Below are 22,512 nucleotides of genomic sequence, written 5' to 3'. Positions count from 1 at the left end.
TACTACTGCTGCTGCGCCAGGCGCTTGTTGAACTCGCCCTCGACCTGCTTGGCGGCTTCGGCCGGGGACTTGCCGTTCAGGACGGCGGTCAGGTACGTCTTGATCGGGTTGGGCGCGTTCTCGACCGCGGCCCACTCGGGGATCAGCGGCGTGGTGCCGCCGACGGCGGCGGCCGGTGCGGCGGCCTCGGCGGGGGCGTTGCCCTGCAGGTTGCTCTGCAGCGACTCCTTGTTGGGGATGACGCCGTTGAGCTTGGCCAGCTGGCCCTCGAACCGGTCGGAGAGGGCGATCTTCAGGAACTCCTTGGCGAGTTCCTGCTTCTTGCTGCCGGCGGCGACGGCGAGGTTGGAGCCGCCGAGGAAGACACCCTCGGGCTTGTCGGCCGCGGCACCGGGGATGGTGAAGTAGCCGATGTCCTGCTCGATCTTCGGGTTGGCCTTGATCGCGATGCCGGCTTCCCAGCCCATGCCGATGAACGCGCCGACGTTGCCCTTGGCGAAGACCTCGCCCTGCTGCGGGGTGGCCTCGTCCTTGTCCTTGGGGGCCTTGGACAGGGCCTGGAACTTCTTGTACGTCTCGGTGGCTGCGGCGACCTTCGGGTCGTCGAGGTTGGAGACGTACTTGTCGCCGTCCTTCTTGACCAGTTCGCCGCCCTCGCCGATGACGAGGCCGACGAAGTGGTACCAGTTCTGGCCGGGCAGGTAGATCGGCTCGGCGTCGGTCTTGTCACCGATGGTCTTGAGCGCGGTGTAGAACTCGTCGCGGGTCTTGGGGGTGTCCTTGAGACCGGCGTCCGCCCAGACCTTCTTGTTGTAGAGGACGACGCGGTTGGCGAAGTACCAGGGCGCGGCGTACTGCTTGCCCTCGAAGACGGACGACTCGTTGAGCGACTCGGTCCACTCGCCGCCGATCTCGGACTTGAGGTCGGCGAGGTCGGCGAGGCCGCCGGTCTTGGCGTAGGCCGGGGTCTGGGTGTTGCCGATCTCGAAGACGTCCGGCGGGTTCTCCTCGGACAGCGCGGTGGTCAGCTTCTGCTGGATGCCGTTCCACTGCTGGATCTCGAACTTGACCTTCGCCTTGGTCTTCTTCTCGAACTCGGCGGTGAGGTCCTTCTGCCACTGGTCCGGCGACGAGCCGTCCATCACCCACACGGTGAGCGTCTCGCCGGCGTACCCGTCCGCTCCGGCCTTCTTGTCGCCGTCGCCGCTGTCGCCGCCGCACGCAGCGACGGAGAACAACATGCCCGCGACCCCGATCGCGGCTATCAGCTTGCGCTTCACGCGCCACCCCTCCTCAGGAATGCCTTCCACACCCACGCCCTCGGCGGTGACCCTGACAACGGCGCAACGGCTCGGGGGGCTGGGACCCGGCTTCCTCTAAATGGTTTAGACCAGCAAGGGGAGCTTGGCCTAGACCTATGGCCCTGTCAAGGGTCGTGAACTCACGCCTGGGTAACGGCTCGGCCGCTCCTGGCGGTCCGTAGAACTCCACCCAAACGGGGACGGGTCGCGGGTTGGACTAGACCAAAGCGAGAACTCACCGTTATAACGGGACCGCCGAGCGTGCGGCGCCGAACCCGGCCGTCCGCCGACGGGCACCGCGGCCGGCTCCCTGCCGTCCGCGCGCCGGACACCGCAGCCGGAAGGCAGGTCATGAGCACCGACGTCATCAGCGCCCGGGCCGGAACGGGGGCACCGGACCGTATCGGCCGCGTGCCCAAGTACTACCGCATCAAGCAGCGGTTACTGCAGATGACCGACGAGCGCGCGCCGGGCGCCCCGATGCCGGCCGAGCGCCTGCTCGCCGTCGAGTTCCGCACCTCCCGCACCACGGTCCGCAGGGCGCTGCAGGAACTGGTGGGCGAGGGCCGGCTGGACCGCATCCAGGGCAAGGGCACGTTCGTCGCCCGCCCGAAGGTCTACCGGACGCTCCAGCTCACCTCGTACACCGAGGACATGCGGGCCCAGGGGCTCCGTCCGGCCTCGCAGGTGCTGGACATCGGCTACATCCCCGCCGACGCGGAACTGGCGGCCCTGCTGGAGGTGGAGCCGGAGGACAGGGTGCTGCGCATCGAGCGGCTGCGGCTGGCCGGCGGGGAGCCGATGGCGATCGAGGCGACCCATCTGTCCGCCCGTCGCTTTCCCCACCTGCGGCGCAACCTCTCCCGTTACACCTCGCTGTACACCACCCTCGCCGAGGTGTACGGGGTGCGGCCGGCGGAGGCGGACGAGACGATCGAGACCTCACCGGCGACGCCGCGGGAGGCCGGGCTGCTCGGCACGGACGTGGGGCTGCCGATGCTGCTGCTGTCCCGCCACGCGCGGGACGAGACGGGAAAGCCGGTGGAGTGGGTCCGCTCGGTGTACCGCGGCTCGCGCTACAAGTTCACGGCGACCCTGACCCGCCCGACACCCTGACCGGCGGATTCCTGTTCAACCTTATTTATTTATACGGGAGTTGGAAAGTCGTTTCTTGACAGGGCGCATGGGGCCGGTCCACCATCCAATGGTCTGAACCATTCACGGCGCCTTCCCGTCGCGGACGCCGCGTGACATCGATGTCACCTTCCGTCCGCCGTGCCCGGCGCGCGGGGCGCGCTCCCCCGGGGGCGCGCCCCGATGCCGTCTCCGCGCACGCCGCCGTCCGGCCGTGACGGACCGCGTGGCGGACCCGCGTGACGCCGACAGGTCACCGGCCGGGCCGTCCGCCCGTCCCCCTGTTGTCCGCATGCCGTGAGCGAGCCCGAACTCCGGAGTACCGCATGACGACGAACCACCGTTTCTTATACCGCGCCGCCTCCGAGCGCCCCTACTTCAGCGCCGACGGCGAGACCTACCTCGCCGGGACGCAGCTGAGGCACCTGAGGAAGGACCTGCCGCTGCGGGTGCTCACCGAGGAGCAGTTCGCGTCCTGGCAGAGCCACGGGTACGTGGTGGTCCGGGAGGCCGTCTCCCCCGACGCCGCCAAGCGACTGCTCGCCTTCGCCTGGGAGTTCCAGGGCCTGGATCCGCAGCGCCCCGACACCTGGTACGAGGAGCGCGCCTTCCGCTCGGACCTCGACAGGGACCTGTTCGTCTACGGCTTCGTCGAGGCGTACCACCACCAGCTGATCTGGGACAGCCGGCAGTCGCGGCGGGTCCACGACGCGTTCGTGGACGTGTGGGACTGCGAGGAGTTGTGGGTCACCCTGGACCGCCTCAACCTCAACCCGCCGAATGTGAGGAACCGTTCGCGTGCCTTGATCGACCCCGCGGACGAGGGCTTCGACATCGAGCTGCACTGGGACGTGGACACCACGGCGAGCATCCCGCCACAGCGGGTGCAGGGCATCATCGCGCTCACCGACACCGAGGACGACCACGGCGGTTTCCAGTGCTCGCCGGAGCTGTTCCGCCGGTTCGACGAGTGGCGGACGGGGCAGCCGGCCGACCGGGACCCGATCCGGCCCGGCACCGACCCCGCGGAGTTCCCGGTGGTGCGCCCCCGGTTGAAGGCGGGCGACCTGCTGATCTTCAACGGGATGCTGGCGCACGGCGTGGCCCCGAACTCCTCGGCCGACGGGGTGCGGGCGGTGCAGTACCTGTCGATGATGCCGGCCCTCGAGGAGCACGAGGAACTGCGCCGCTCGCGGGTGGAGTCCTGGCGCACACTCGGCACGCCCGACTGGAACGCGACCCTGCTCGGCGACCCGGTGAAGCACGAGTCGCTGCGCTACGGGCCCGCCGAACTCGACGGCCTCGGACGCAGACTGCTGGGCCTCGACGCCTGGCACGGGCGGACCCGATGAAGCGGGGGGACGACGTGCACCGGATATGCCTGGCGCTCCCCACCGACCGGGAGTGCTCCGCGACCATCACGGCCGTCGGCGCCGAAGCCGCGTACGCCGCGGGGAACTTCGACGTCGAGGTGGTGCTGCTGGTCCTCGACTCCTCCGACGCGCCGACCCGGGCGGCCCACGCCCGGACGGTCGCCGCGCTGCCCGAGGTGCCGCACGTCCTCGTGCGCCACCTCGACGAGTCCGCCCAACGGGACGTCCTGCGCGGGGCCGTCGAGCGGGCCGCGCTCCCGGAGCCGGAGCGGATCCTCGGTCTCATGCTCCCGGACGCGCTCTCCTACGGCGCCTGCACCAACCGGGCGTTCCTGATCGCGGCGGCGCTGGGCTGCCGGTCGGTGCACCGGCGCGACTCCGACTGCGCCTACCAGGTCTTCGAGGGCGCGCCCGTGTACCCCGTGCACCACGAGCTGACCTCCCTCGGCAAGCGGGCCGCCGACGCCCGCACCGGGGTGTCGGAGGTGGCCCTCGACCCCGCGATCGACCACCGGCCCGTGTCGATGGTGGGCGCCTCCTTCATCGGGGAGCTCTCCGTCGACATCGGCGGCATCCTGGAGCTCGACAAGGAGGTCTACGAGGAGGTCGTCGGCCTGTGGGCGCCCGCCCACTGGTCCGCGGAGCAGCGGCGGGAGCTGGCCGCGGAGTCCTTCCGGGGTGCCGGGCTGCTGCCCTTCGCGGGCGACCGCTCGACGCTGACGGTCGTCGACCCGATGCGTGTCGACATGTCCAACATCGCGTTCACCCGGGACGTGTACGAGCGGCTGCCGCTGCCGCCCGCCACCGCCACCATCGGCAGCGACTACTTCCTCATCCACGCCGTGTACGACGCCGCGCTGCCCGGCGTCCTGCACAACCGGCACATCGAGAACTACTACACCGGGGAGCGCCGCACCCCCGCCGGGTTCCTGGCGTACCAGACCCGGTTCGTGAAGTTCCTGCTGTCGATGCTGTACCTCCATCACGTCTACCGGCGGATGGCGGACGCGGGTGACGCGCTGCTGGACGATACCGGCCGGCTCGACCCCGCGCCCTTCGCGGCGTTCCTCGCCGAGAGCGTGCGGCTGGACCGCACGGAGAACGAGCGGCGGCTGGACACCGTGGCCGAGGCGTACGGGCGACTGGGCGGGAAGTACGCCGAGTTCGCGCGCGGGATGACGGCGGACCGGCAGCGGCTGCTGGACGAGGCGGCGCGGGACACCGAGGACTTCGTGCTGCTCATCGGCGCCTGGGAGGCCCTCGTGTACGCGAGCCGGGGCGCGCTCCGGTGAACGGGGCCCTGCGCACCGCGCTCGCGGCCGCCGCCGAGGACGCGCTGATCTACGACCTGGACGGGATCGCCGCCCAGTACGACGCGCTGACCGCCGAGTTGCCCGGCGTCGACGTACGGTTCGCCATGAAGGCGTGTCCGGTCCAGGAGGTCCTGGCCCACCTGGCGGACCGGGGCGCCGGCTTCGACGCGGCGAGCCCCCGGGAGATCGTCCGGGCGCTGGCGACCGGCGTCCCCGCGCGCCGCGTGCACTACGGCAACACGGTGAAGTCCGACCGCGACATCGCCCGGGCGTTCGGCCTGGGCATACGGGACTTCGCCACGGACAGTACCGAGGACGTGACCGCGCTCGCCCGGCACGCGCCGGGTGCACGGGTGTTCTGCAGGCTGGCCACCACGGGCGAGGGCGCGGTGTGGGGGCTGAGCCGGAAGTTCGGGTGCTCGGCGGACGACGCCGTGCGGGTGCTGGAGACCGCCCGGGACGCGGGTCTGGTCCCCGCCGGGCTGTCGGTGCACGTCGGTTCGCAGCAGATGACCGCCGGGGCGTGGCGGCGGGCCTTCGACGACCTCGCCGGGGTGCTCGGGGCGCTGCACGGCCGCGGGATCGTGCCGGACCACGTCAACCTGGGCGGGGGCCTGCCCGCGCTCGGCTACGCCGACCGGCGGGGCGACCGGCTGGACCCGCCGCTGGACAAGATCTTCGCGGTGCTGCGCGAGGGCATGGAACGGCTGGCGGAGCGGTCCCCCCGGCGCCTGGACTTCGTCGTGGAGCCGGGCCGCCATCTGGTCGCCGACCACGGCGCCGTCAGGGCCCGGGTCTCCCGGCTGACGTCCCGGCGCGGGCCGGACGGGGAGCGCGAGCACTGGCTGTATCTGAGCTGCGGCAAGTTCAACGGCCTGTACGAGATGGACGGGGTGCGGTATCCGCTCGTCTTCCCGTCCCATCCCCAGGCGGGGGACGCCGACCTGGTGCCGGCCGTCGTCGCGGGACCCACCTGCGACAGCGACGACGCCTACGCCTCCGGGCACCGGCGGGTGCGGGTGCCGAGGTCGGTGGCGTCCGGCGACCCGGTCTGGGTGCTGTCCGCCGGCGCGTACGCCGCCAGTTACATGACTGAGGAGTTCAACGGCTTCGGTCCGCTCCCCCGCGTCTGCGTCCGCGGGGACGCCCCGGAGGTACGCGTCCGCACCGTCCGCGAGGAGGACTGGGAGCGGATCGCCGCCCTGGAGGCGGCGGTGTACGAGCCGGTGTCCCTGTCCGAGGGGATCGACGCGCTGCGCTCGCGGGGCCGGGCGTCCCCGGCGACGTGCTTCGTCCTGGAGGCCGGGAGCCGTGTCGCGGGCTACGCGCTCGCCCTGCCGTACCCGCGGTACCGCTACCCGGACCTCCGCCGGCCGGAGGAGGGGACGTACGACTCGCGCAATCTGCATCTGCACGACCTCGTGGTCGCCGGCGACCTCCGCGGCCGGGGGCTGGGCAGCGCTCTGCTGCGGCGTCTCACCGACTCCGCCCGGCGGCTGTCGTACGAGCGGATCTCGCTGATCGCCGTCGGCGGGACGGAGCGCTTCTGGGCCGGACACGGCTACCGGCCCGACCCGGGGGCCGGGCTCCCCGGGGATTACGGCGAGGGTGCCGTCTACCTGTCCCGCCCGGTCCGCGACGACCGCTCCGGCGGTCCCGAAGAGGGGTCCTGACCACTCATGCTGCCTCATCCCGGCGACTTCCGCCGTGACCAGATGGCGACGGCCGCACTGTTCTGCTTCCTCGGCTTCCAGTACGCCACCTGGGTCTCCCGGCTGCCCGCGCTCAAGTCCCGTTTCGGGCTGGGCGAGACGCAGCTGGGGCTGCTGCTGATGATCTGCGGGGTCGGGGCGGCGGTGTCCTTCCCGCTGGTGGCGCCGCTGATGCGGCTGCTCGGCTCGCGCGGGCTGGCGGTGTGGTCCGCCCTGGTGCTGGTGGCGGTGCTGCCCGCGCTGGCCGCGGCCGGCAGCTACCCGCTCGCCCTGGCGGTCGTCTTCGTCGACGGTGTCGCGGTCGGCTGTCTGAACGTCGCCATGAACGCGCGGGGCGCCGCCCTGGAGAAGCACTACGGACGGGCCGCGATGGCCCAGTTGCACGCGATGTTCAGCGGCGGGGCGTTCGGGGGCGCGCTGCTGGCCTCCGCGACGAACACCGTCACCCACTCGGTGACCGCGCACTTCGCGGTGGCGGCGCTGCTGCTGGTGCTGCTGCTGGCCGCGTCCAGGCCCCGGGTCCTCGCCGAGGACCCGGCTCCACCCTCCCGGGAGCGGCAGGCGGGCGGGCGCGGGAAGGGACTCGGACGCCTGGCCGGGGCCTCGCGCACCGCGCTCTGGCTGGGGTGCGCCATGGTGTTCGGCACGGTCACCGAGGGCGCCATGAACGACTGGTCGGCCCTCTACCTCACCGAGGAGACGGGCGCGTCGGGGCGGCTGGCGCCGCTGGGCATCGCCTTCTTCTCGGTGACGATGGTGGTGGCCCGGCTGCTGGGCGACGGCCGGCGCAGCCGGTGGGGCGACGCGACGCTGGTGCGGGCGGGCAGCGTGCTGGCCGGCACGGGTCTCGCGCTCGCCCTGCTGTCCGGCGGCACCTGGCCGGCTCTCGTCGGCTTCGCCTGCGTGGGCCTGGGCATGGCGGCGGTGACCCCCTGCCTCTACGTCGCCGCCGCGGCGGAGGGGCCGGGCGCCCTGGCCCTGGTCGCCGCCATGGGCACCACCGGCCTCCTCGCGGGCCCGGCGCTCATCGGCTTCGTCGCCGGCCGCACCGACCTGACCGTCGGCATGGCGGTGGTCGCGGCCTGCGCGGTCCTGGTGGCCGTGTGCTCGTGGCGGGTGGGACGCATGGAGCGGGAGGGGGCGCCCGTGGCGCGCTGAACACCGTGGCCGGGGTGGGCCGTTGTCAGGCTCGCCGGGGCCGCAGGACCGGGGCGAGCACGATGACGAGGAGCCCGGCGAGGGGTACCACCAGCAGGCCCGCGCGCAGGCTGGTGGCGTCGGCGACGAGTCCGACGACGGGCGGGGAGCACAGGAATCCCAGGCGCATCAGCCAGGAGACGATGGTGAGCCCCGATCCCGGCTTGAGGCCGGGCAGTTCGTCGGCTTCGTGCATCGCCGCCGGTACGAGGGTGGCCACGCCGAACCCGGCGGCGGCGAAGCCGAGGATCGTGCCCGGGACCGTGGGCACGGCCAGCGCCAGGCCCATGCCGGCCAGCACGACGGCCCCGCCGGCCCGGGCCACCTGCCGCTGACCGAACCGGTCCACGAGCCGGTCGCCCATCAGGCGGCCGACGAACTGCGCCCCGACCAGGGCGATGAACCCGCAGGCCGCCAGCGTGACCGACGCGTCCAGCGACTCGGAAAGGTACAGCGTGGCCCAGGAGTTGCCCGCGTCCTCGACGAGCGTGCCCGCGGTGGCGATGAGGACGAGGGCGGCCAGCACGTACGCGGTGCGCCGCGACCTCACCCCCGCCCCGCCCCGGCGTCCCGGGTCGAGGTCCGTACCGCCCGCCTCCTCCGCGGCCGGCTCGGTCTCGGGGCCGGGCAGGCAGTGGCGCAGCGCCACGCAGGCGGCGACGCCGAACAGCACGCCGGAGATGAGCAGGTGCTGTCCCCGGGGGAGGTCGAGGGCGATGGCCCCCGCGGCCATGGCGCCGCCGGTGACGGCGCCGATGGACCAGATGGCGTGGAAGGAGTTGATGATGCTGCGTCCGTAGCGGCGCTGTACCCGCAGGCCGTGGGCGTTCTGACCGACGTCCGTGATCGCGTCCATGGCTCCGGCCAGGAAGAGCGCCCCCGCGAAGAGGGCCACCGAGCCGGCGAGACCCGCCGCCAGCACGGCGGCGCCCGTCAGCAGGGTCCCGAGGACGGCCACGCGCGCCGAGCCCAGCTTGCGCACCAGGACGCCCGCGGCGAGGCCGGCGACGATGGCGCCCGTCGGGAACGCCGCGACGGCCAGGCCGTAGGCGGCGTTGCCGATGCCGAGGTCGTCCTTGATCTGCGGGTAGCGCGGCAGCAGGTTGGCGAACAGGGCGCCGTTGGTGAGGAACAGCACCGCCACGGCCGCGCGGGCCCGCCGGTCGGCCCGGGTGGGCTCCCGCAGTACGTCAACAGTCATGCGCGGAGCCTACAGCGAGAGCGTACGTTCGTACATTGCAGGTGGCGCGCCTACGGGCGCCCCTCCCACGAGACGCGCTCCTCACGGTCGCCCAGGCGCACGAGGCACATCGCCGGCAGCGACCCCGCCATGGCGGGCGGGAACCACGCCGTCCTCGGAGACGGCCGCGACTGCCGTAGGCCCGGGTGAACGTCCCGCCGGCCGGCGACGACACCACGGCCGCGGCGCCGGTGGCCGGGTCGTACTCGGTGGTGGTCGCCGGGACCGCCCCACCGACGACCCGGGCTGACCGTGCCCGACGACGGCGCCGGCCCGTCCCCCGGGCCGGCGCCGGGTCGCCGGGGCACGGGCCCGGCCCGCCTCGGGGGCCGGGCCGCCGCGCCGGGCGGCACCCCGCACGCCGGCCCGGAGGGACGGCAGTTCCGGCCGACGGCGGCGCTACCGCTGAGCTGGGGCTGGACAGCACCGGTGGTCCGGGCGGAGGAACCGTCGGGTGCGGGCGGCCTTCCGGGCGCGCCACCGGGCGGGCTCAGCCGCCGGCCGGAATCCTCGCCAGGTCGAGGGCGATGTCGGTGATCATGTCCTCCTGGCCGCCGACCATGCCGCGCCGTCCGACCTCGACGAGGATCGCGCGGGTGTCGACCCCGTAGCGGCGGGACGCTGCCTCGGCGTGGCGCAGGAAGCTGGAGTAGACGCCGGCGTAGCCGAGGGTGAGGGTTTCGCGGTCGACGCGGACCTCACGGTCCTGGAGGGGGCGGACGAGGTCGTCGGCGGCGTCCATGAGGGGGAACAGGTCGCAGCCGTGGTCCCAGTCCATGAGGTCGGCGACCGCGATGAACGCCTCCAGGGGGCAGTTGCCGGCGCCGGCGCCCTGGCCTGCGAGGGAGGCGTCGACGCGGGTGACGCCGTGCTCGACGGCGACGACCGAGTTGGCCACGCCGAGGGCGAGGTTGTGGTGGGCGTGGATGCCCAGTTCCGTGGCGGGGTCGAGGGCGTCGCGGTAGGCGCGGACGCGGTCGCGCACCCCGTCCATGGTGAGCCGTCCGCCGGAGTCGGTGACGTAGACGCACTGGGCGCCGTAGGACTCCATCAGCTTGGCCTGGCGGGCGAGTTCGCCCGGTTCGGCCATGTGGGACATCATCAGGAACCCGGCCACGTCCATGCCCAGGTCACGGGCGGCGGCGATGTGCTGGGCGGAGATGTCGGCCTCGGTGCAGTGGGTCGCGACCCGCACGGAGCGGATGCCGAGGGCGTGGGCCTGCTTCAGGTCGTGCAGGGTGCCGATGCCCGGCAGGAGGAGCGTGGTGGGGACCGCGTGGGTGACCGCGCCGACGACGGCTTCGATCCATTCCCAGTCGGTGTGGGCGCCGACACCGTAGGTGATGCTGGAGCCGGACAGGCCGTCACCGTGGGCGATCTCGATCGCGGCGACCCCGGCGGTGTCGAGGGCGGCCGCGATGGTACGCGCCTGCTCGGCGGTGTAGCGGTGGCGGACGGCGTGCATGCCGTCCCGCAGGGTCACGTCCTGGATGTAGAGAGAGGTCATCGGGATGCCACCTCCGTGGCGCGGTGTGCGGCCATGCGTTCGGCGGTGCGCAGGGCGGCCGAGGTCATGATGTCGAGGTTGCCGGCGTAGGCGGGCAGGTAGTGGGCGGCGCCCTCCACCTCCAGGAAGACGGACACCCTGGTGGCCTCGCCGGTCCGCGAGGCCGCGGGCAGCAGGGAACGCAGCGGGTCGTCGGCCGCCACGCGGTCGAACTGCACGTCCTGCTTCAACCGGTATCCGGGGACGTAGGCCTGGACGCGGGCCACCATCTCCTCCACGGAGGCGGTCACCGCGGTGTCGTCGCAGTCGCCGACCAGGCAGTGCACGGTGTCCCGCATGATCAGCGGGGGCTCGGCCGGGTTGAGGACGATGATCGCCTTGCCCCGGGTCGCGCCACCGACCCGCTCGATGGCCGACGAGGTCGTCTCGGTGAACTCGTCGATGTTGGCGCGGGTGCCGGGGCCGGCCGAACGGGACGAGATCGAGGCGACGATCTCCCCGTAGTGCACCGGCGTCACGGCGGCGACGGCGGCCACGACCGGAATGGTGGCCTGGCCGCCGCAGGTGACCATGTTGACGTTGGGTGCGTCCAGGTGCGCCTCCCCGTTGACCGGCGGCACCACGTACGGGCCGAGCGCGGCCGGGGTCAGGTCGACGACCGTGCGGCCCAGCGCGCGCAGCACCTCGTCGTGGCGGCGGTGGGCGCCCGCGGAGGTGGCGTCGAACACGATCGACACGTCCGCGAACTCGTCCATCGCCACCAGGCCGTCCACGCCCTCGTGGGTGGTCGCCACCTTCAGGCGGCGGGCACGCGCCAGCCCGTCGGAATCGGGATCGATCCCGACCATGGCGGCGATCTCCAGCGACTCCGAGAGCCGCAGGATCTTGATCATCAGGTCGGTGCCGATGTTGCCCGACCCGATCACGGCGACCTTCGTGGTCATGCTCCCGCTCCTTCCGCGGTGGCCTGGCCGAACACGGCTCCGACCGTGCCCAGTCCCTCGATGTGCGCCGAGAACTCGTCACCTTCGGCGGCGACGGCCATCGGCCCCAACGCCCCCGTCAGCACGACGTCCCCGGCCTTCAGCGGATCACCCAGACCGGCGAGGGTGGAGGCCAGCCAGAGGGCCGCGGTCAGCGGGCTGCCCAGACAGTCCGCGCCCGTGCCCCGGGAGACGGTCCCGCCGTTCTTCGTCAGGGTCATGCTCACGGCGCGCAGGTCGACCCGGTCCAGCGGGACCGGGGTCCCGCCCAGGACGAACAGACCGCAGGAGGCGTTGTCGGCGACCGTGTCCACGATGGTGATGTCCCACCCGGCGATCCGGCTGTCCACGATCTCCAACGCGGGCAGCGCGAAGGCGGTGGCCCGCAGCAGGTCGGCGACCGTCGGCTCCCGGTGCGGCAGGTCCGCGCCCAGGACCAGGGCGACCTCCGCCTCCACCTTCGGCTGCAACAGCCGTCCGGGCGCGACCGGCTGCCCCTGCGGCACCGCCATGTCGGCGAACAGCACTCCGAAGTCCGGCTGGCCGACACCGAGCTGACGCTGCACGGCCGGAGACGTCAGACCGATCTTCCGGCCCACCGGACGGCGCCCCGCCGCCACGGCGCGCTCCACGTTCAGCCGCTGCACCGCGTAAGCGGCCTCGACATCGGCCTGCGGCAGCAGCGAACGCACGGGCGCGCAGGGCGACTTGGTTGCGGCGGCCGCCTCCAGGACAGCCGCCGCCTTCGACACGGCGGCGGAGCCGTCACGGCTGGTCATGGCTGCTCCCGGTGTGGGCTGCGGGGGTGCGAGGCGGACATGCGGGATACCTCCGGGAGAGGACTGCGGCGGACGACGGGGGGGGCGGACTGCGGGTTGTTCAGAAGAGCACCGACGGCGGTACGGGGTGGCCGAAGGTGTGGAGTCCGTAGGCCTGGTAGATCGGGTCGGCGTTGTTGCTGGCGTGGTTCATCGCGGCGTGGATGTCGCGCCAGCACCGCTGGAGGGTGGAGTCGCCGCGCAGCGCCGAGCCGCCGGCGTGCAGGAAGAGTTCGTCGACGGCGTTCACCGCGCGGCGGGCGATGCGCACCTGGTTGCGGCGGACGCGCAGCCGCTCCTCGGCCGGGAACCGTTCGTCGCGCTGTGCCTGCTCCCACATCCGCTCGATGTCACCGAACAGCTGGACCTCGCCGGCCTGCAGGTCGGAGATCGCCCGGCCCAGTACGGCGAGCTGGTGCGGATCGTTGGCGGTGCGCACCCCGCGTGCCGTGACCCGGCCGCGCATCGAGGCGACGAACGCGGCGAGGGCGCCCTGCGCCATCGCGACCGTGGCGGTGGTGATGCCGGCGGTGAACATCGGGTGGAACGGCATCCGGTAGAGCGGCGAGTCGCCGCGGCCGACCCGGTGGGCCAGGCCGCCGTCCTCCATCGGGACCGGGTCGAGGATCCGGTGTTCCGGGATGAACTTGTCCTCGATGACGATGTCCTTGCTGCCCGTGCCGCGCAGCCCGACCACGTCCCAGGAGTCCTGGACTATCTCGTAGTCCGCCCGTGGGAGCACGAAGTGGCGCAGTCCGCCCGGGACCGGCTTGCCGTCGCCGTCCACGATCAGGCCGCCCAGGACGATCCACCGGCAGTGGTCGGTGCCCGAGGAGAACGGCCAGCGGCCGGAGAACCGGTACCCGCCCTCGACCGGGGTGGCCCGCCCCAGCGGGGCGTACGGCGAGGCGATCCAGGTGTCCGGGTCCTCGCCCCAGATCTCCTTCTGCAGCGCGATGTCCATCTGCGCCACCTCGAAGGCGTGGACGCCGACCACGCCGGCCACCCAGCCCGCCGAGGAGGACTGCACGCCGATGTCGCGCAGGGTGCGGAAGAAGTCGACCGGGCTCGCCTCGTGGCCGCCGAACTCGGCGGGCTGCAGCATCCGGATGACGCCGCTGGCGCGCAGTACCTCGGCGGCCTTGTCGGTCAGCCGGCCCAGCTCGTCGCTGGGAGCGGCCTCGGCGGCGATCTCCTCGGCGCGGGCGAGGATCCGCTCGTGTACCTCGTGCATGGTCGAAGGGGCCTTTCTTCCTCGGTTCTTCCTCAGTTGTGGAGCAGGAAGTCGGTGACGGTGCGGTTGAACTCGTCGGCGTGCTCCAGCTGGGCCCAGTGGCCGCAGCCGGCCAGCAGCACCATCCGGGAGCGGGGCACCAGGGAGACGAGCTTGAGTGAGCTCTCGTAGTGCACGACCCGGTCGTCGCGGCCGTGGAAGAACAGGGACGGAGCGGTGATGCCGGCGATCTGGGCGTGGGTGGCCATGTGCGGGCGGGGCCGGCCGATGCCGGCGGCGAAGTTGGCGAGGTGATCGGGGCGTTCGACGGCCGCCTTGTGACGCAGGCGGACCAGTTCCTCCGAGGCGTGCGCCGGGTCGAACGTCATCACGTCGACCAGGTCGCGGAAGTTGGCCTCGGTGGGTTCGCGGTAGGTGCGCTGCAGCACCTTCACCCCCTCGCTGGGGCCGCCGCCGGGCACGAAGAGGTGGGCGCCGCCGACTCCGGCTCCCATGGTGACGAGGTGGCTGACCCGCTCCTGGTGGGTCGCGGCGAACAGGATCGAGGTGGCACCGCCCATCGAGTTGCCGATGAACGCCGCCTTGTCGATGCCCAGCGCGTCGAGGAACTCCAGCGCGGTCGCGGCGTGGTCGCGGTCGTCGTAGCCGACCGGGTCGGACTTGCCCCAGCCGGGCATGTCGACGGCCAGGCAGCGGAACCGCTTGCCGAGCTCGCGGATGTTCGCCGCGAAGTTGCTCCAGCCGGTGGCGCCGGGACCGGAGCCGTGCAGCAGCACCAGCGGCCGGCCCTCGCCGTACTCGTGGTAGTGGACGCGCCCGCTCGGCAGTTCCACGAAGCGGCTGGTCGCTTCCTCGGTGAAGGTGTCGGTCATGGTCGGGGGTTCTCCTGGTGTCGGGGTCGGCGCGACGGGCACGCGCCCGGTGGGGAACGGACGGCTGCCGGATCAGCCCTGTACGGGCGGGCCGGCGAGGAGTGTCTGCAGGTCCCGCGGTTCGTCGGAGTCCGGTACGGCGTGGAGCGCGTCGAACCAGGACCGCGTCACGGGTCCGTGTCCCGCGCACTGGTGGAACTTCGCGGCCAGTTCGTCGCGGGACAGCGGCCGGTGGGAGTCGCCGCGGGAGTGGTGGACGTCACGGACCAGGACCCGGCCGTCGTCGGTGTGCAGCCGGACGACGGTGTGGCCGGGCTCGTCGGCGGGGGGCCTTTCGGCGAGCGTGATCCGGGACATCAGGCCGGGCACGCCCGGGCGCCGCAGTGCCTCGTCGGTGAAGTCGCCGAGCCGTACGTCCCCGGTGAGCAGGGCGACGGCGAGGGTGTACTCCAGGGAGAACTTGGCCTCGAGCCCGTTGCCCGGCCGGGTGGTGCGCAGCGGCCGGGTGCCGCCGTGTTCGAGGGTCACCTCCACCCGGGCGATGCCGGCGGTGCCGGTGCCCAGCTCCTCGCGCAGGGAGATCCCCGCGTCGATCGCGCGCTGGGTGGCGAAGCAGGAGGGGTACGCCTTGATCGCGTAGTCGTCGACCCAGGCGGTCATCCAGTGTTCCAGGCGTTGGCCCAGCACCGCGGTGCGCTCGGGGTCGTGGTCACCGAAGAGGTCGAGGAAGCCGCCGCGCGCCTCCAGCTGGGCGGGGTGCGCGGTGAAGCCCCTCGTGGCGAGGCCGACGGCCATCACCGCGTCCCGGGAGGTGAGGCCGGCGTGCATCGGCTTGGTCATCGAGCCGAAGTTGGCGAGGCTCCCGGCCGCCTGGGAGGCGGCGATGCCCAAGGCGTGGGAGGTCGCGCCGGTGTCCAGGCCGAGCAGCCGGGAGGCGGCGGCGGTGGCGGCGAGCCGCCCGGTGGTGGAGGTGTTGTGCCAGCCGCGACCGTAGTGGACGGCGTGCGGCAGGATCTCCGAGACCGCGCGGAAGACGGCGGAGCCGACGCTGTAGGCGGCGACGAGGTCCCCGCCGGTCAGCGGGCGGCGGGCGGCGAGCGCGAAGAGTGTCGGCAGCAGGACCGCCGCGGGGTGCATCGCCATCGAGGGGGCGGCGTCGTCCCAGTCCAGGGCGTGTGCGGCGGTGCCGTTGACCAGGGCGGCGTCGGCCGGGCCGAAGCGTTCCCCCGTGCCCCAGACGGTGGCCGAGCCCGCCGTGCCCGTCCGCGCGCCGGTGGACGGCGCCTGGTCGGCCACCCAGTCGCGCACCAGGACGGCGGCGGGGGTGGCGAGCCCGGCGACGGCGACCCCGACGGTGTCGGCCACCAGCTGGCGCAGGGCCGCCCGGGGTGCGGGCTCCGGGCGGCGGTCCGGGTCGCAGACGAAGCCGGCCAGCTGTGCGGTGGCGCCGGCCTGCTGCGACGTGGGGGAGGCAACGCTCACGGCTGTCCTCTCGAAGGTGGTTCCGCGGGCTACTCGGTGACCCGCGAGGACCAGTCTCGGAGCAGCGCGACCGGATCGGTCGCGGGCTCGCATCCAGCGGAAAGCCAGTTGCCCGGCCGGGGGCGCGGGGCCGCCCGCCGGGAGCGTGGGAGGGTGTCCCGTCCGGGCGGTACGGGTCATCGGCGGCGGGCTCGCCAGGGGCGCGCCGGGACGGAACCGTACGGGCGCGGGTCGGCCGGCGGAGGCCGGGCGCCGGCGTCGCGCCGCACCGGGGCGCGTTCGACGGCCCTCGGGACGGGGTGGGTGCGTTGTCGCCCCCGCCGCCCCTTCCCGTCCCGTCCTCGGGGGCGCCGCCCCCGACCCCGTCACCCCGCTCGGTGGTCACGTCGACGCCACGGCCCGGGCGCGAAAAACGCTAGGTGACCGGCCGCCCGGGGGGTGCCCCGCCCGGGGGAGGGCAAGTCGCCGGTGCCCCGGGGCGCCTTGCCGACGGCTTCGGGCTCAGCCTGTGGCCCTCCCGGCGCACCGGCCGCACCCCGGCGCGTGCAGCGGCCGGAGCCCGTCGGCGAAGTCGACGAACGAGCCACCCGTGCCCCGCGCCACGACTTCCCCCGTCACCCCGGGGACGGGGCCTGCTCAACCAGCGCGACCGCACCCGGCCCCGTCCACTCAGGGCGGAAACCAGCCAATCGGGCCCCCACGCAGCGGCTCCCCCGTCACCCCCGGGACAAGGCCGCCTCAGTCGGCGCGACCGGAACCCGCCGCATCACAGCCTCGGTGTCGGCGCCCGTGCGGCGGTGGCGCCGGCGGGGCGGGTCAGGCGTGGGTGCGGGTGAGTGGGGTGTCGTCGGCGCTGTTGCGGAGGGCGGTGGAGATGTCGCGGGCCGTCGTGCGGGCCAGACGGCCCAGGGACACCGGAGGATGCTCGCCCCGGCGGCCGCCGATCATCACGCAGGTGCTCACCGTCTGGTCGTCGGCGAAGACGGGCGCGGCCGCCCAGACCAGCGGGGAGGTGTGCCGCGCGCCCGTCGGCGAGTGCGCGAACCCGAGCCGGCGGACCTGGGCGAGCTGCTGCCGCCAGGCGAACTGCTCCTCGCCGCGCAGCGGGCGCGAGGCCGGCCTGCGGTCCGGGTCGCCGCTCCAGGCCAGCAGGGCCAGGCCGGCCGGGTGCTCGTCCAGCACGGGTGTCCCCAACTGCTCCCAGACCCGGACCGTGCCCCGCCCGGCGATCTTGTCGATGATGTGCAGCCGGTCGCCCTCGCGGGTGGCCAGGGCGACCGGGAGCCGGGTGCTCGCGTGCAGGTCGACCAGGGCCGGGCGGGCGCAGTCACGCAGCAGGCGGATGTCCGGGACGCCGTGGCCGAGGCGCCACAGGCGCGGGCCGAGCCGGTAGCGGCCGCGGCCGGTGCGTTCGATCGCGCCGTGCTCGGAGAGCGTGGCGAGCATCCGGTGCACGGTGGCCGGCGGCAGGTCGGTCACCGCGCAGATGTCGGCGACCGAACGCTCCGGCTCACCGCCGGCGAAACAGCCGAGGATGTCGAAGGCCCGCGCCAGCACGCCGCGCTTGCCGTTGATCTCGCTCATCTCGACTCCGTCTCGTCACCCGAGGCTCCCGCAGGGAACGGTTTCAGCCATGTGAAAGATGTGTGTACACGGAACGTACGTGACGTCCCGCGTTACGTCGAGGTTTCCGGGAGACGACCGAGATGAAATTCCGATTGGTGAGGGATCCGGCCACGCGCGGGCCGCGCTTTGTCACTGTCGTCGTGCCCGTCACGGACACATCCTCCGCACGAGCCCAGCTCTCGGGCACGACAGAAGGACTGGACCCCTCATGGCTTCCACTCGATTTCGCGCTCTCGCCACGACCGCCGTCGCGGCGCTGGCCCTGTGTACCGCCTGTTCCTCCGACGGCGCCGGCTCGAAGGCCTCGGCCGACGGCCCGCTCAAGCTGGCCGTCTTCGCTTCGCTCAACGGTGTCCCGGCCTTCGCCGCGGACGACGAGGGTGTCTTCGACAAGCACGGCCTCGACGTCGACATCAGTACGGCGAAGACGTCCACCGAGATGGTCCCGCAGTTGCTGGGCGGCAAGGTGAACCTCGCCCTGCTGGACACCGCGACCTCGCTCGTGGCCGCCGGCCAGGGCGTCGACCTGGTCTACGTCGCCGCGGCCACCGACGGAGGCATCCCCGAGGGCCAGGAGGAGTTCAGCTTCGCCAACGTGTGGGTCGAGAAGGACTCCCCCATCACGTCGCTGGCCGACCTGACGGGCAAGACCGTCGGCGTGCCGCAGATCAAGAGCGCTCCGTGGGTCGACCTGCGGGGTTCCGTCGACGAGGCCGGCGGCGACAGCTCCACGATCAAGTTCATCGAGTCGCCCGACACGCTGGCCGCGCTGAAGTCCGGTCAGGTCGACGCGACCACCACCCCCGAGCCGGTGGGCACCGTGGAACGCGCCAAGGGCGAGCTGCGCCCGCTCGCCCCGGTGAACTCCGGCGGTGGCGGCATGGCGTACGTCTGGGTCACGACCCGGGCCTTCGCCGAGGCGAACAAGGACACCCTGAAGGCGTTCGCCGAGGCGGTGCGCGAGGGCAACGCGGCCGTCAACGCCGACCGCCCGCTGCTGGTGAGAACCGCCGCCGAGGTCCTGAAGGCGGACGCCGGCCTCCTGGAGAAGGCGGCGTTCCCGGTCTACGCGGAGAAGCCGCTGACCAAGGACGACATCGAGTTCTCGGTCGCGTACATGAACAAGTACGACATGTTCGAGAAGGCCGCGCCGGACGCCGGGAAGCTGATCCTGCCGTGACCCGCACCCCACTCGCAGCGGCGCCCCCGGGTGTCCGGCGCCTGGTCAACAGGCTGCTGGCGATCCTGGCCGCGCTCGCCGTCTGGCACCTGTTCGCCCGCGGGCCGGGCGCCTCCAGCGGATTCCCGACGCCCGGCGAGAGCCTGGGCTCCGCGGCGGACCTGGCCGGCACCGGCGCCTACTGGTCGAACATCGCCACCTCGGTCGAGACCGCCCTGCTGGGCCTGGCCCTGGCCGTCCTGGTCGGCCTGCCCGTCGGCCTGCTGATCGGCGCCAACGAGCACGCCCGGCGCAGCACCCAGCTGGTCCTCGACTTCGGCCGGACGGTGCCCGCGATCGCGCTGCTGCCGCTGTTCCTCCTGCTGTTCGGCGCGACCCGTGACCTCGGCCTGGTCCTGATCCTGGTGTCGGCCGTCTGGCCGGTCATCATCCAGACCTCCTACGCGGTCGGCGAGATCTCGCCGCAGCTGCGCCGGGTGGGGCGGGCGTACCACCTGTCCCGGTGGCACCGGCTGCGCTACCTGATCGCGCCGTCGATGCTGCCCTTCGTCTTCGTCGGCCTGCGGATCGCCGCGACGATCTCGCTGCTGATGGCGATCAGCTCGGAGTTCCTCGGCGGCTCCGACGGCCTCGGCTACGTACTGCTGCAGGCGATGCAGGTCAACGACACCCACCGGGCGTTCGTCTACTCGTTCACCGCGGCGCTCCTCGGCCTGGTGCTCAACCTGGTGTTCGTGCTGCTGCAGCGCCGCGTGCTGTGGTGGCACCCCTCGGTCCGCAAGGGAGGTGCCGCGTGAAGGGCACGCTGAGGTTCGCCACGGCCGTCGCACGGGAACTGTGGCTCCCGGTGCTGCTGGTCGCCGCCTGGTGGTGGCTCAGTGCCGGCAGCACCTCGATCTACTGGCCGGCGCTGTCGGAGATCACCGACCGCTTCGTCGACCTGTGGTTCTTCGACCACCTCCGCGAGGACGCGCTGCCCAGCGTGATCCGGCTGGTCTCCGGGTTCGGGATCGGGTTCGTCGCCGCCGTGGCGCTCGGCCTGCTCCTCGGGTCCCTGCCCGCGCTGGAGGACGCGACCCGGCCGCTGGTGGAGTTCATGCGGGCGCTGCCCAGCGTGGCGCTGCTGCCGATCATGATGCTGCTGCTCGGCACCGACGACGACATGAAGGTGATCACCATCGCCTTCGTCTCCACCTGGCCGATCCTGCTCAACACCGTCGAGGGCGTCCGCTCCGTCGACCCGGTCCTGCGCCAGGTCGCGGCCGGCTACCGGCTGAGCACCTGGCACCGGATCCGCTACCTCGTGATCCCGGCCGCCCTGCCGCAGGTCTTCGCCGGTGCCCGGGTGGCGCTGTCGATGTCGGTGGTGGCGATGGTGCTCACCGAGATGGTCGGCAGCCCCGGCGGGCTGGGCTACTTCGTCCTGAACGCGCAGCGCACGTTCGACATCGTCGCGATGTGGACCGGCCTGATCGTCCTGGGCCTGATCGGCTACGCGGCCAACAAGGCGTTCGGCCTCGTCGAGGCCCGGGTGCTGGCCTGGCACCGCGGCTACACCAAGCAGAAGGAGGACCAGCGTTGAAGACGCAGACCACCCTGGAGGAGGGACGGCCGGACGGCGGTGCCTCCGGCCCGATCATGCGGATCCGCGGCCTGGGCCACAGCTACGGCGACCGCCAGGTCCTCGAGGGCCTCGACTTCGAGGTCGGGCGCGGCGAACTGATGTGCATCGTGGGCCCCTCGGGCGTCGGCAAGACCACGCTCCTGGAGTGCCTGACCGGGCTGCGCCGCCCCAGCGAGGGCGAGGTGCTGTTCGACGGCGCGCGGATCGAGGCGCCGCCGCGCGGCCTGGCCATCGTCTTCCAGGACTACAGCCGCTCGCTGATGCCGTGGCTCAGCGTCCTGGACAACGTGGTGCTGCCGCTGCGCTCGGCGGGCGTCGGCAAGGCCGAGCGGGAGACGACCGCCCGGGAGGCGCTGTCGGAGGTGGGTCTGTCGGACTTCACCGGCCACTACCCCTGGCAGCTCTCCGGCGGCATGCAGCAGCGGGTCGCGATCGCGCGGGCGCTGGCCTACCGGCCGGCCGTGGTGGTCATGGACGAGCCGTTCGCCTCGGTGGACGCCCAGACGCGGGCGGACCTGGAGGACCTGCTGCTGCGGGTGCGTGAACACCTCGGCATCACGGTGCTGCTGGTCACCCACGACATCGACGAGGCCGTCTACCTCTCCGACCGGGTGCTGGCCCTCGGCGGGAAGCCGGCCGGTATCCGCAGTCTGCTCACCGTCGACCTGCCCGCCCCGCGCGAGCAGGTCGCCACCAAGGCGCTGCCGCGGTTCGCCGAACTGCGCAGCCAGGTCTACAGGTTGATACGCGATGTCTGACACGATCACGGGCGCGGCGCCGACCGCGATCGACCCGCACACGTTCCGCGAGGCGCTGGGACACCACCCCACCGGGGTGGCCCTGGTCACCGCGACCCTCGACAGCGGCGAGCACATCGGGATGGTGGTCGGCACGTTCAACTCCGTGTCGATCGACCCGCCCCTCGTCTCGTTCATGCCGGACCGCAACTCGGGCACCTTCGCCCGGCTGCGGGAGGCGGACACCTTCTGCGTCAACGTCCTCGCCGCCGACCAGGCCGACCTCGTCACGGGCTGGCGCGGCCCGGAGTCCTTCGCCGGCGTGGAGTGGCGGCCGTCGCCGTCCGGCGCGCCGATCCTGCGCGACTCGGTCGCCTGGGTCGACTGCTCCTACCACCAGCTGGTCGACGCCGGTGACCACTACATCGCGCTCGGCGCGGTCCGTGCGCTCGAGGTGCAGCGGCCGACCTCCCCGCTGCTGTTCTTCCAGGGCGGCTTCGGCGGTTTCGCGCCGTCGTCGTTCCTGGTGCCCGGCGAGCACGACCTGATCCGGGCCGCCCGGCTCAGCGAGGTGGCGATGGAGCCGCTGGCCGCGCTGGCCGCCGAGGAGTCGGCCGACGTGTCGCTGCTCGCGTCGATCGGCGACCACGACGTGGTGATCGGCACCGAGCGGGGCTCGGCGACGCCCACCTACTTCGAGATCGGTCTGCGGCTGCCGCACCTGCCGCCCATCGGAGCGGTGCACCTCGACCCCGCCGACGGGGCGGGTCTGGCCCGCTGGCTCGACCGGCTGCCGCGCAAGGACGAGGCCGCGCGGGGGCGCTGCCTGGAGATCGCGGAGCGGGTCGCCGCGCAGGGCCACTCGCTCTGCCTGGTCGGCCACACCCCGGACCCGGACACCTGGCAGGACGTCACCCGCTACATCCACGGCGATCCGACACCCCGGCGCCGGCGGCAGGTGCTCACCATGCACCTGGACCACCTCGACTGCTACGAGCCCGACCTGGACCCGGACGGCACCTACGACGTCCGTTCGATCACCGTGGCGGTGCCGATGGCCGGTACGCCGCGGCTGGCGGTCCGGATGTCGTTCCCGCCGGCCGGGGCCGACGGCCGGACCGTCGACCGGTGGACCGCGCAGGTGCGCGACCGGGCGGCCGAGGTCGCCGACCTGATCCA

19 protein-coding genes and 1 pseudogene are annotated in these 22,512 nt (G+C 72.9%); 11 read left to right on the top strand and 9 right to left on the bottom strand.

Annotated elements, in window-relative coordinates; translation table 11 throughout:
• Window positions 1-2: 2 nt before the first annotated feature.
• On the bottom strand, window positions 3-1,280 hold the full coding sequence (locus IE172_RS13915; RefSeq protein WP_190097517.1) for an extracellular solute-binding protein: 1,278 nt from the start codon (window positions 1,278-1,280) through the stop codon (window positions 3-5).
• A gap of 372 nt (window positions 1,281-1,652) precedes the next feature.
• Here IE172_RS13915 and IE172_RS13910 point away from each other — a divergent pair, with 372 nt between their 5' ends.
• The 6 genes and pseudogenes from IE172_RS13910 to IE172_RS13890 all read left to right on the top strand — a co-directional run bounded on the left by IE172_RS13910 (window position 1,653) and on the right by IE172_RS13890 (window position 7,991).
• Window positions 1,653-2,417, top strand: a complete 765-nt coding sequence (locus IE172_RS13910; RefSeq protein ID WP_190097516.1) for a GntR family transcriptional regulator — start codon at window positions 1,653-1,655, stop codon at window positions 2,415-2,417.
• Between the two features lie 344 nt (window positions 2,418-2,761).
• Entirely contained in the window at window positions 2,762-3,787 is a 1,026-nt protein-coding gene (locus IE172_RS13905) for a phytanoyl-CoA dioxygenase family protein (RefSeq protein WP_190097515.1), read from the top strand.
• The gene (locus IE172_RS13900) at window positions 3,784-5,100 is read left to right on the top strand and encodes a DUF6271 family protein (RefSeq protein ID WP_190097514.1); all 1,317 of its coding nucleotides are present in this window, start codon (window positions 3,784-3,786) and stop codon (window positions 5,098-5,100) included. The genes IE172_RS13905 and IE172_RS13900 overlap by 4 nt, the downstream gene beginning before the upstream one ends.
• A pseudogene (locus tag IE172_RS13895) lies at window positions 5,058-6,260 on the top strand (type III PLP-dependent enzyme); the annotation flags it as partial. The gene IE172_RS13900 and the pseudogene IE172_RS13895, both read left to right, overlap by 43 nt.
• Window positions 6,261-6,335: 75 nt before the next feature.
• Window positions 6,336-6,794, top strand: coding sequence for a GNAT family N-acetyltransferase (locus IE172_RS34480; RefSeq protein WP_229886052.1), 459 nt, complete (start codon window positions 6,336-6,338; stop codon window positions 6,792-6,794).
• 6 nt (window positions 6,795-6,800) lie between these two features.
• Complete coding sequence (locus tag IE172_RS13890; RefSeq protein WP_190097513.1) at window positions 6,801-7,991, top strand: MFS transporter; 1,191 nt, start codon at window positions 6,801-6,803, stop codon at window positions 7,989-7,991.
• A gap of 25 nt (window positions 7,992-8,016) precedes the next feature.
• Here IE172_RS13890 and IE172_RS13885 read toward each other — a convergent pair whose 3' ends face one another.
• The 8 genes from IE172_RS13885 to IE172_RS13850 form a co-directional block, all read right to left on the bottom strand.
• Window positions 8,017-9,231 carry an MFS transporter gene (locus IE172_RS13885; RefSeq protein ID WP_190097512.1) on the bottom strand — a complete coding sequence of 405 codons (1,215 nt, stop codon included), beginning with the start codon at window positions 9,229-9,231 and terminating at the stop codon, window positions 8,017-8,019.
• 529 nt (window positions 9,232-9,760) lie between these two features.
• The gene (gene dmpG / locus IE172_RS13880) at window positions 9,761-10,777 is read right to left on the bottom strand and encodes a 4-hydroxy-2-oxovalerate aldolase (protein WP_190097511.1); all 1,017 of its coding nucleotides are present in this window, start codon (window positions 10,775-10,777) and stop codon (window positions 9,761-9,763) included.
• On the bottom strand, window positions 10,774-11,721 hold the full coding sequence (locus tag IE172_RS13875) for an acetaldehyde dehydrogenase (acetylating) (RefSeq protein WP_190097510.1): 948 nt from the start codon (window positions 11,719-11,721) through the stop codon (window positions 10,774-10,776). The genes dmpG and IE172_RS13875 overlap by 4 nt, the downstream gene beginning before the upstream one ends.
• Window positions 11,718-12,539 carry a 2-keto-4-pentenoate hydratase gene (locus IE172_RS13870; protein WP_190097509.1) on the bottom strand — a complete coding sequence of 274 codons (822 nt, stop codon included), beginning with the start codon at window positions 12,537-12,539 and terminating at the stop codon, window positions 11,718-11,720. The genes IE172_RS13875 and IE172_RS13870 overlap by 4 nt, the downstream gene beginning before the upstream one ends.
• Before the next feature lie 100 nt (window positions 12,540-12,639).
• Entirely contained in the window at window positions 12,640-13,812 is a 1,173-nt protein-coding gene (locus IE172_RS13865; RefSeq protein WP_190097508.1) for an acyl-CoA dehydrogenase family protein, read from the bottom strand.
• Between the two features lie 32 nt (window positions 13,813-13,844).
• The gene (locus IE172_RS13860; RefSeq protein ID WP_190097507.1) at window positions 13,845-14,684 is read right to left on the bottom strand and encodes an alpha/beta fold hydrolase; all 840 of its coding nucleotides are present in this window, start codon (window positions 14,682-14,684) and stop codon (window positions 13,845-13,847) included.
• Window positions 14,685-14,756: 72 nt separating this feature from the next.
• A complete protein-coding gene (locus IE172_RS13855) occupies window positions 14,757-16,166 on the bottom strand; it encodes an MmgE/PrpD family protein (RefSeq protein WP_190097506.1) in 1,410 nt (469 codons plus the stop codon).
• A gap of 816 nt (window positions 16,167-16,982) precedes the next feature.
• Window positions 16,983-17,750, bottom strand: coding sequence for an IclR family transcriptional regulator (locus IE172_RS13850; protein ID WP_190097505.1), 768 nt, complete (start codon window positions 17,748-17,750; stop codon window positions 16,983-16,985).
• Between the two features lie 250 nt (window positions 17,751-18,000).
• Here IE172_RS13850 and IE172_RS13845 point away from each other — a divergent pair, with 250 nt between their 5' ends.
• The 5 genes from IE172_RS13845 to IE172_RS13825 form a co-directional block, all read left to right on the top strand.
• Window positions 18,001-18,972, top strand: coding sequence for an ABC transporter substrate-binding protein (locus IE172_RS13845; protein WP_190097504.1), 972 nt, complete (start codon window positions 18,001-18,003; stop codon window positions 18,970-18,972).
• Window positions 18,969-19,769 (top strand): ABC transporter permease, encoded by an 801-nt coding sequence (locus tag IE172_RS13840; RefSeq protein WP_190097503.1) that lies wholly within the window; start codon window positions 18,969-18,971, stop codon window positions 19,767-19,769. The genes IE172_RS13845 and IE172_RS13840 overlap by 4 nt, the downstream gene beginning before the upstream one ends.
• Window positions 19,766-20,554 (top strand): ABC transporter permease, encoded by a 789-nt coding sequence (locus IE172_RS13835; RefSeq protein WP_190097502.1) that lies wholly within the window; start codon window positions 19,766-19,768, stop codon window positions 20,552-20,554. Before IE172_RS13840 ends, IE172_RS13835 begins: the two co-directional genes overlap by 4 nt.
• Window positions 20,551-21,354, top strand: a complete 804-nt coding sequence (locus tag IE172_RS13830) for an ABC transporter ATP-binding protein (RefSeq protein WP_190097501.1) — start codon at window positions 20,551-20,553, stop codon at window positions 21,352-21,354. Before IE172_RS13835 ends, IE172_RS13830 begins: the two co-directional genes overlap by 4 nt.
• Window positions 21,347-22,512, top strand: a 1,166-nt coding sequence (locus IE172_RS13825) for a flavin reductase family protein (RefSeq protein WP_190097500.1), incomplete at its 3' end; no start/stop codon positions are given. The genes IE172_RS13830 and IE172_RS13825, both read left to right, overlap by 8 nt.

It is taken from the genome of Streptomyces griseoflavus, assembly GCF_014649995.1.
In the GTDB taxonomy this organism is placed as follows: Bacteria; Actinomycetota; Actinomycetes; order Streptomycetales; family Streptomycetaceae; genus Streptomyces; species Streptomyces griseoflavus.
Note: the sequence above shows the minus strand (reverse complement) of the source record. Positions and strands in the feature narration are given on the sequence as shown.

Coding starts and splice junctions, on each gene's coding strand:
- IE172_RS13910 (WP_190097516.1), top strand. CDS start 1,653: ATGAGCACCGACGTCATCAGCGCCCGGGCCGGAACGGGGGCACCGGAC.
- IE172_RS13905 (WP_190097515.1), top strand. CDS start 2,762: ATGACGACGAACCACCGTTTCTTATACCGCGCCGCCTCCGAGCGCCCC.
- IE172_RS13900 (WP_190097514.1), top strand. CDS start 3,784: ATGAAGCGGGGGGACGACGTGCACCGGATATGCCTGGCGCTCCCCACC.
- IE172_RS13890 (WP_190097513.1), top strand. CDS start 6,801: ATGCTGCCTCATCCCGGCGACTTCCGCCGTGACCAGATGGCGACGGCC.
- IE172_RS13885 (WP_190097512.1), bottom strand. CDS start 9,231: ATGACTGTTGACGTACTGCGGGAGCCCACCCGGGCCGACCGGCGGGCC.
- dmpG (WP_190097511.1), bottom strand. CDS start 10,777: ATGACCTCTCTCTACATCCAGGACGTGACCCTGCGGGACGGCATGCAC.
- IE172_RS13875 (WP_190097510.1), bottom strand. CDS start 11,721: ATGACCACGAAGGTCGCCGTGATCGGGTCGGGCAACATCGGCACCGAC.
- IE172_RS13870 (WP_190097509.1), bottom strand. CDS start 12,539: ATGACCAGCCGTGACGGCTCCGCCGCCGTGTCGAAGGCGGCGGCTGTC.
- IE172_RS13865 (WP_190097508.1), bottom strand. CDS start 13,812: ATGCACGAGGTACACGAGCGGATCCTCGCCCGCGCCGAGGAGATCGCC.
- IE172_RS13860 (WP_190097507.1), bottom strand. CDS start 14,684: ATGACCGACACCTTCACCGAGGAAGCGACCAGCCGCTTCGTGGAACTG.
- IE172_RS13850 (WP_190097505.1), bottom strand. CDS start 17,750: ATGAGCGAGATCAACGGCAAGCGCGGCGTGCTGGCGCGGGCCTTCGAC.
- IE172_RS13845 (WP_190097504.1), top strand. CDS start 18,001: ATGGCTTCCACTCGATTTCGCGCTCTCGCCACGACCGCCGTCGCGGCG.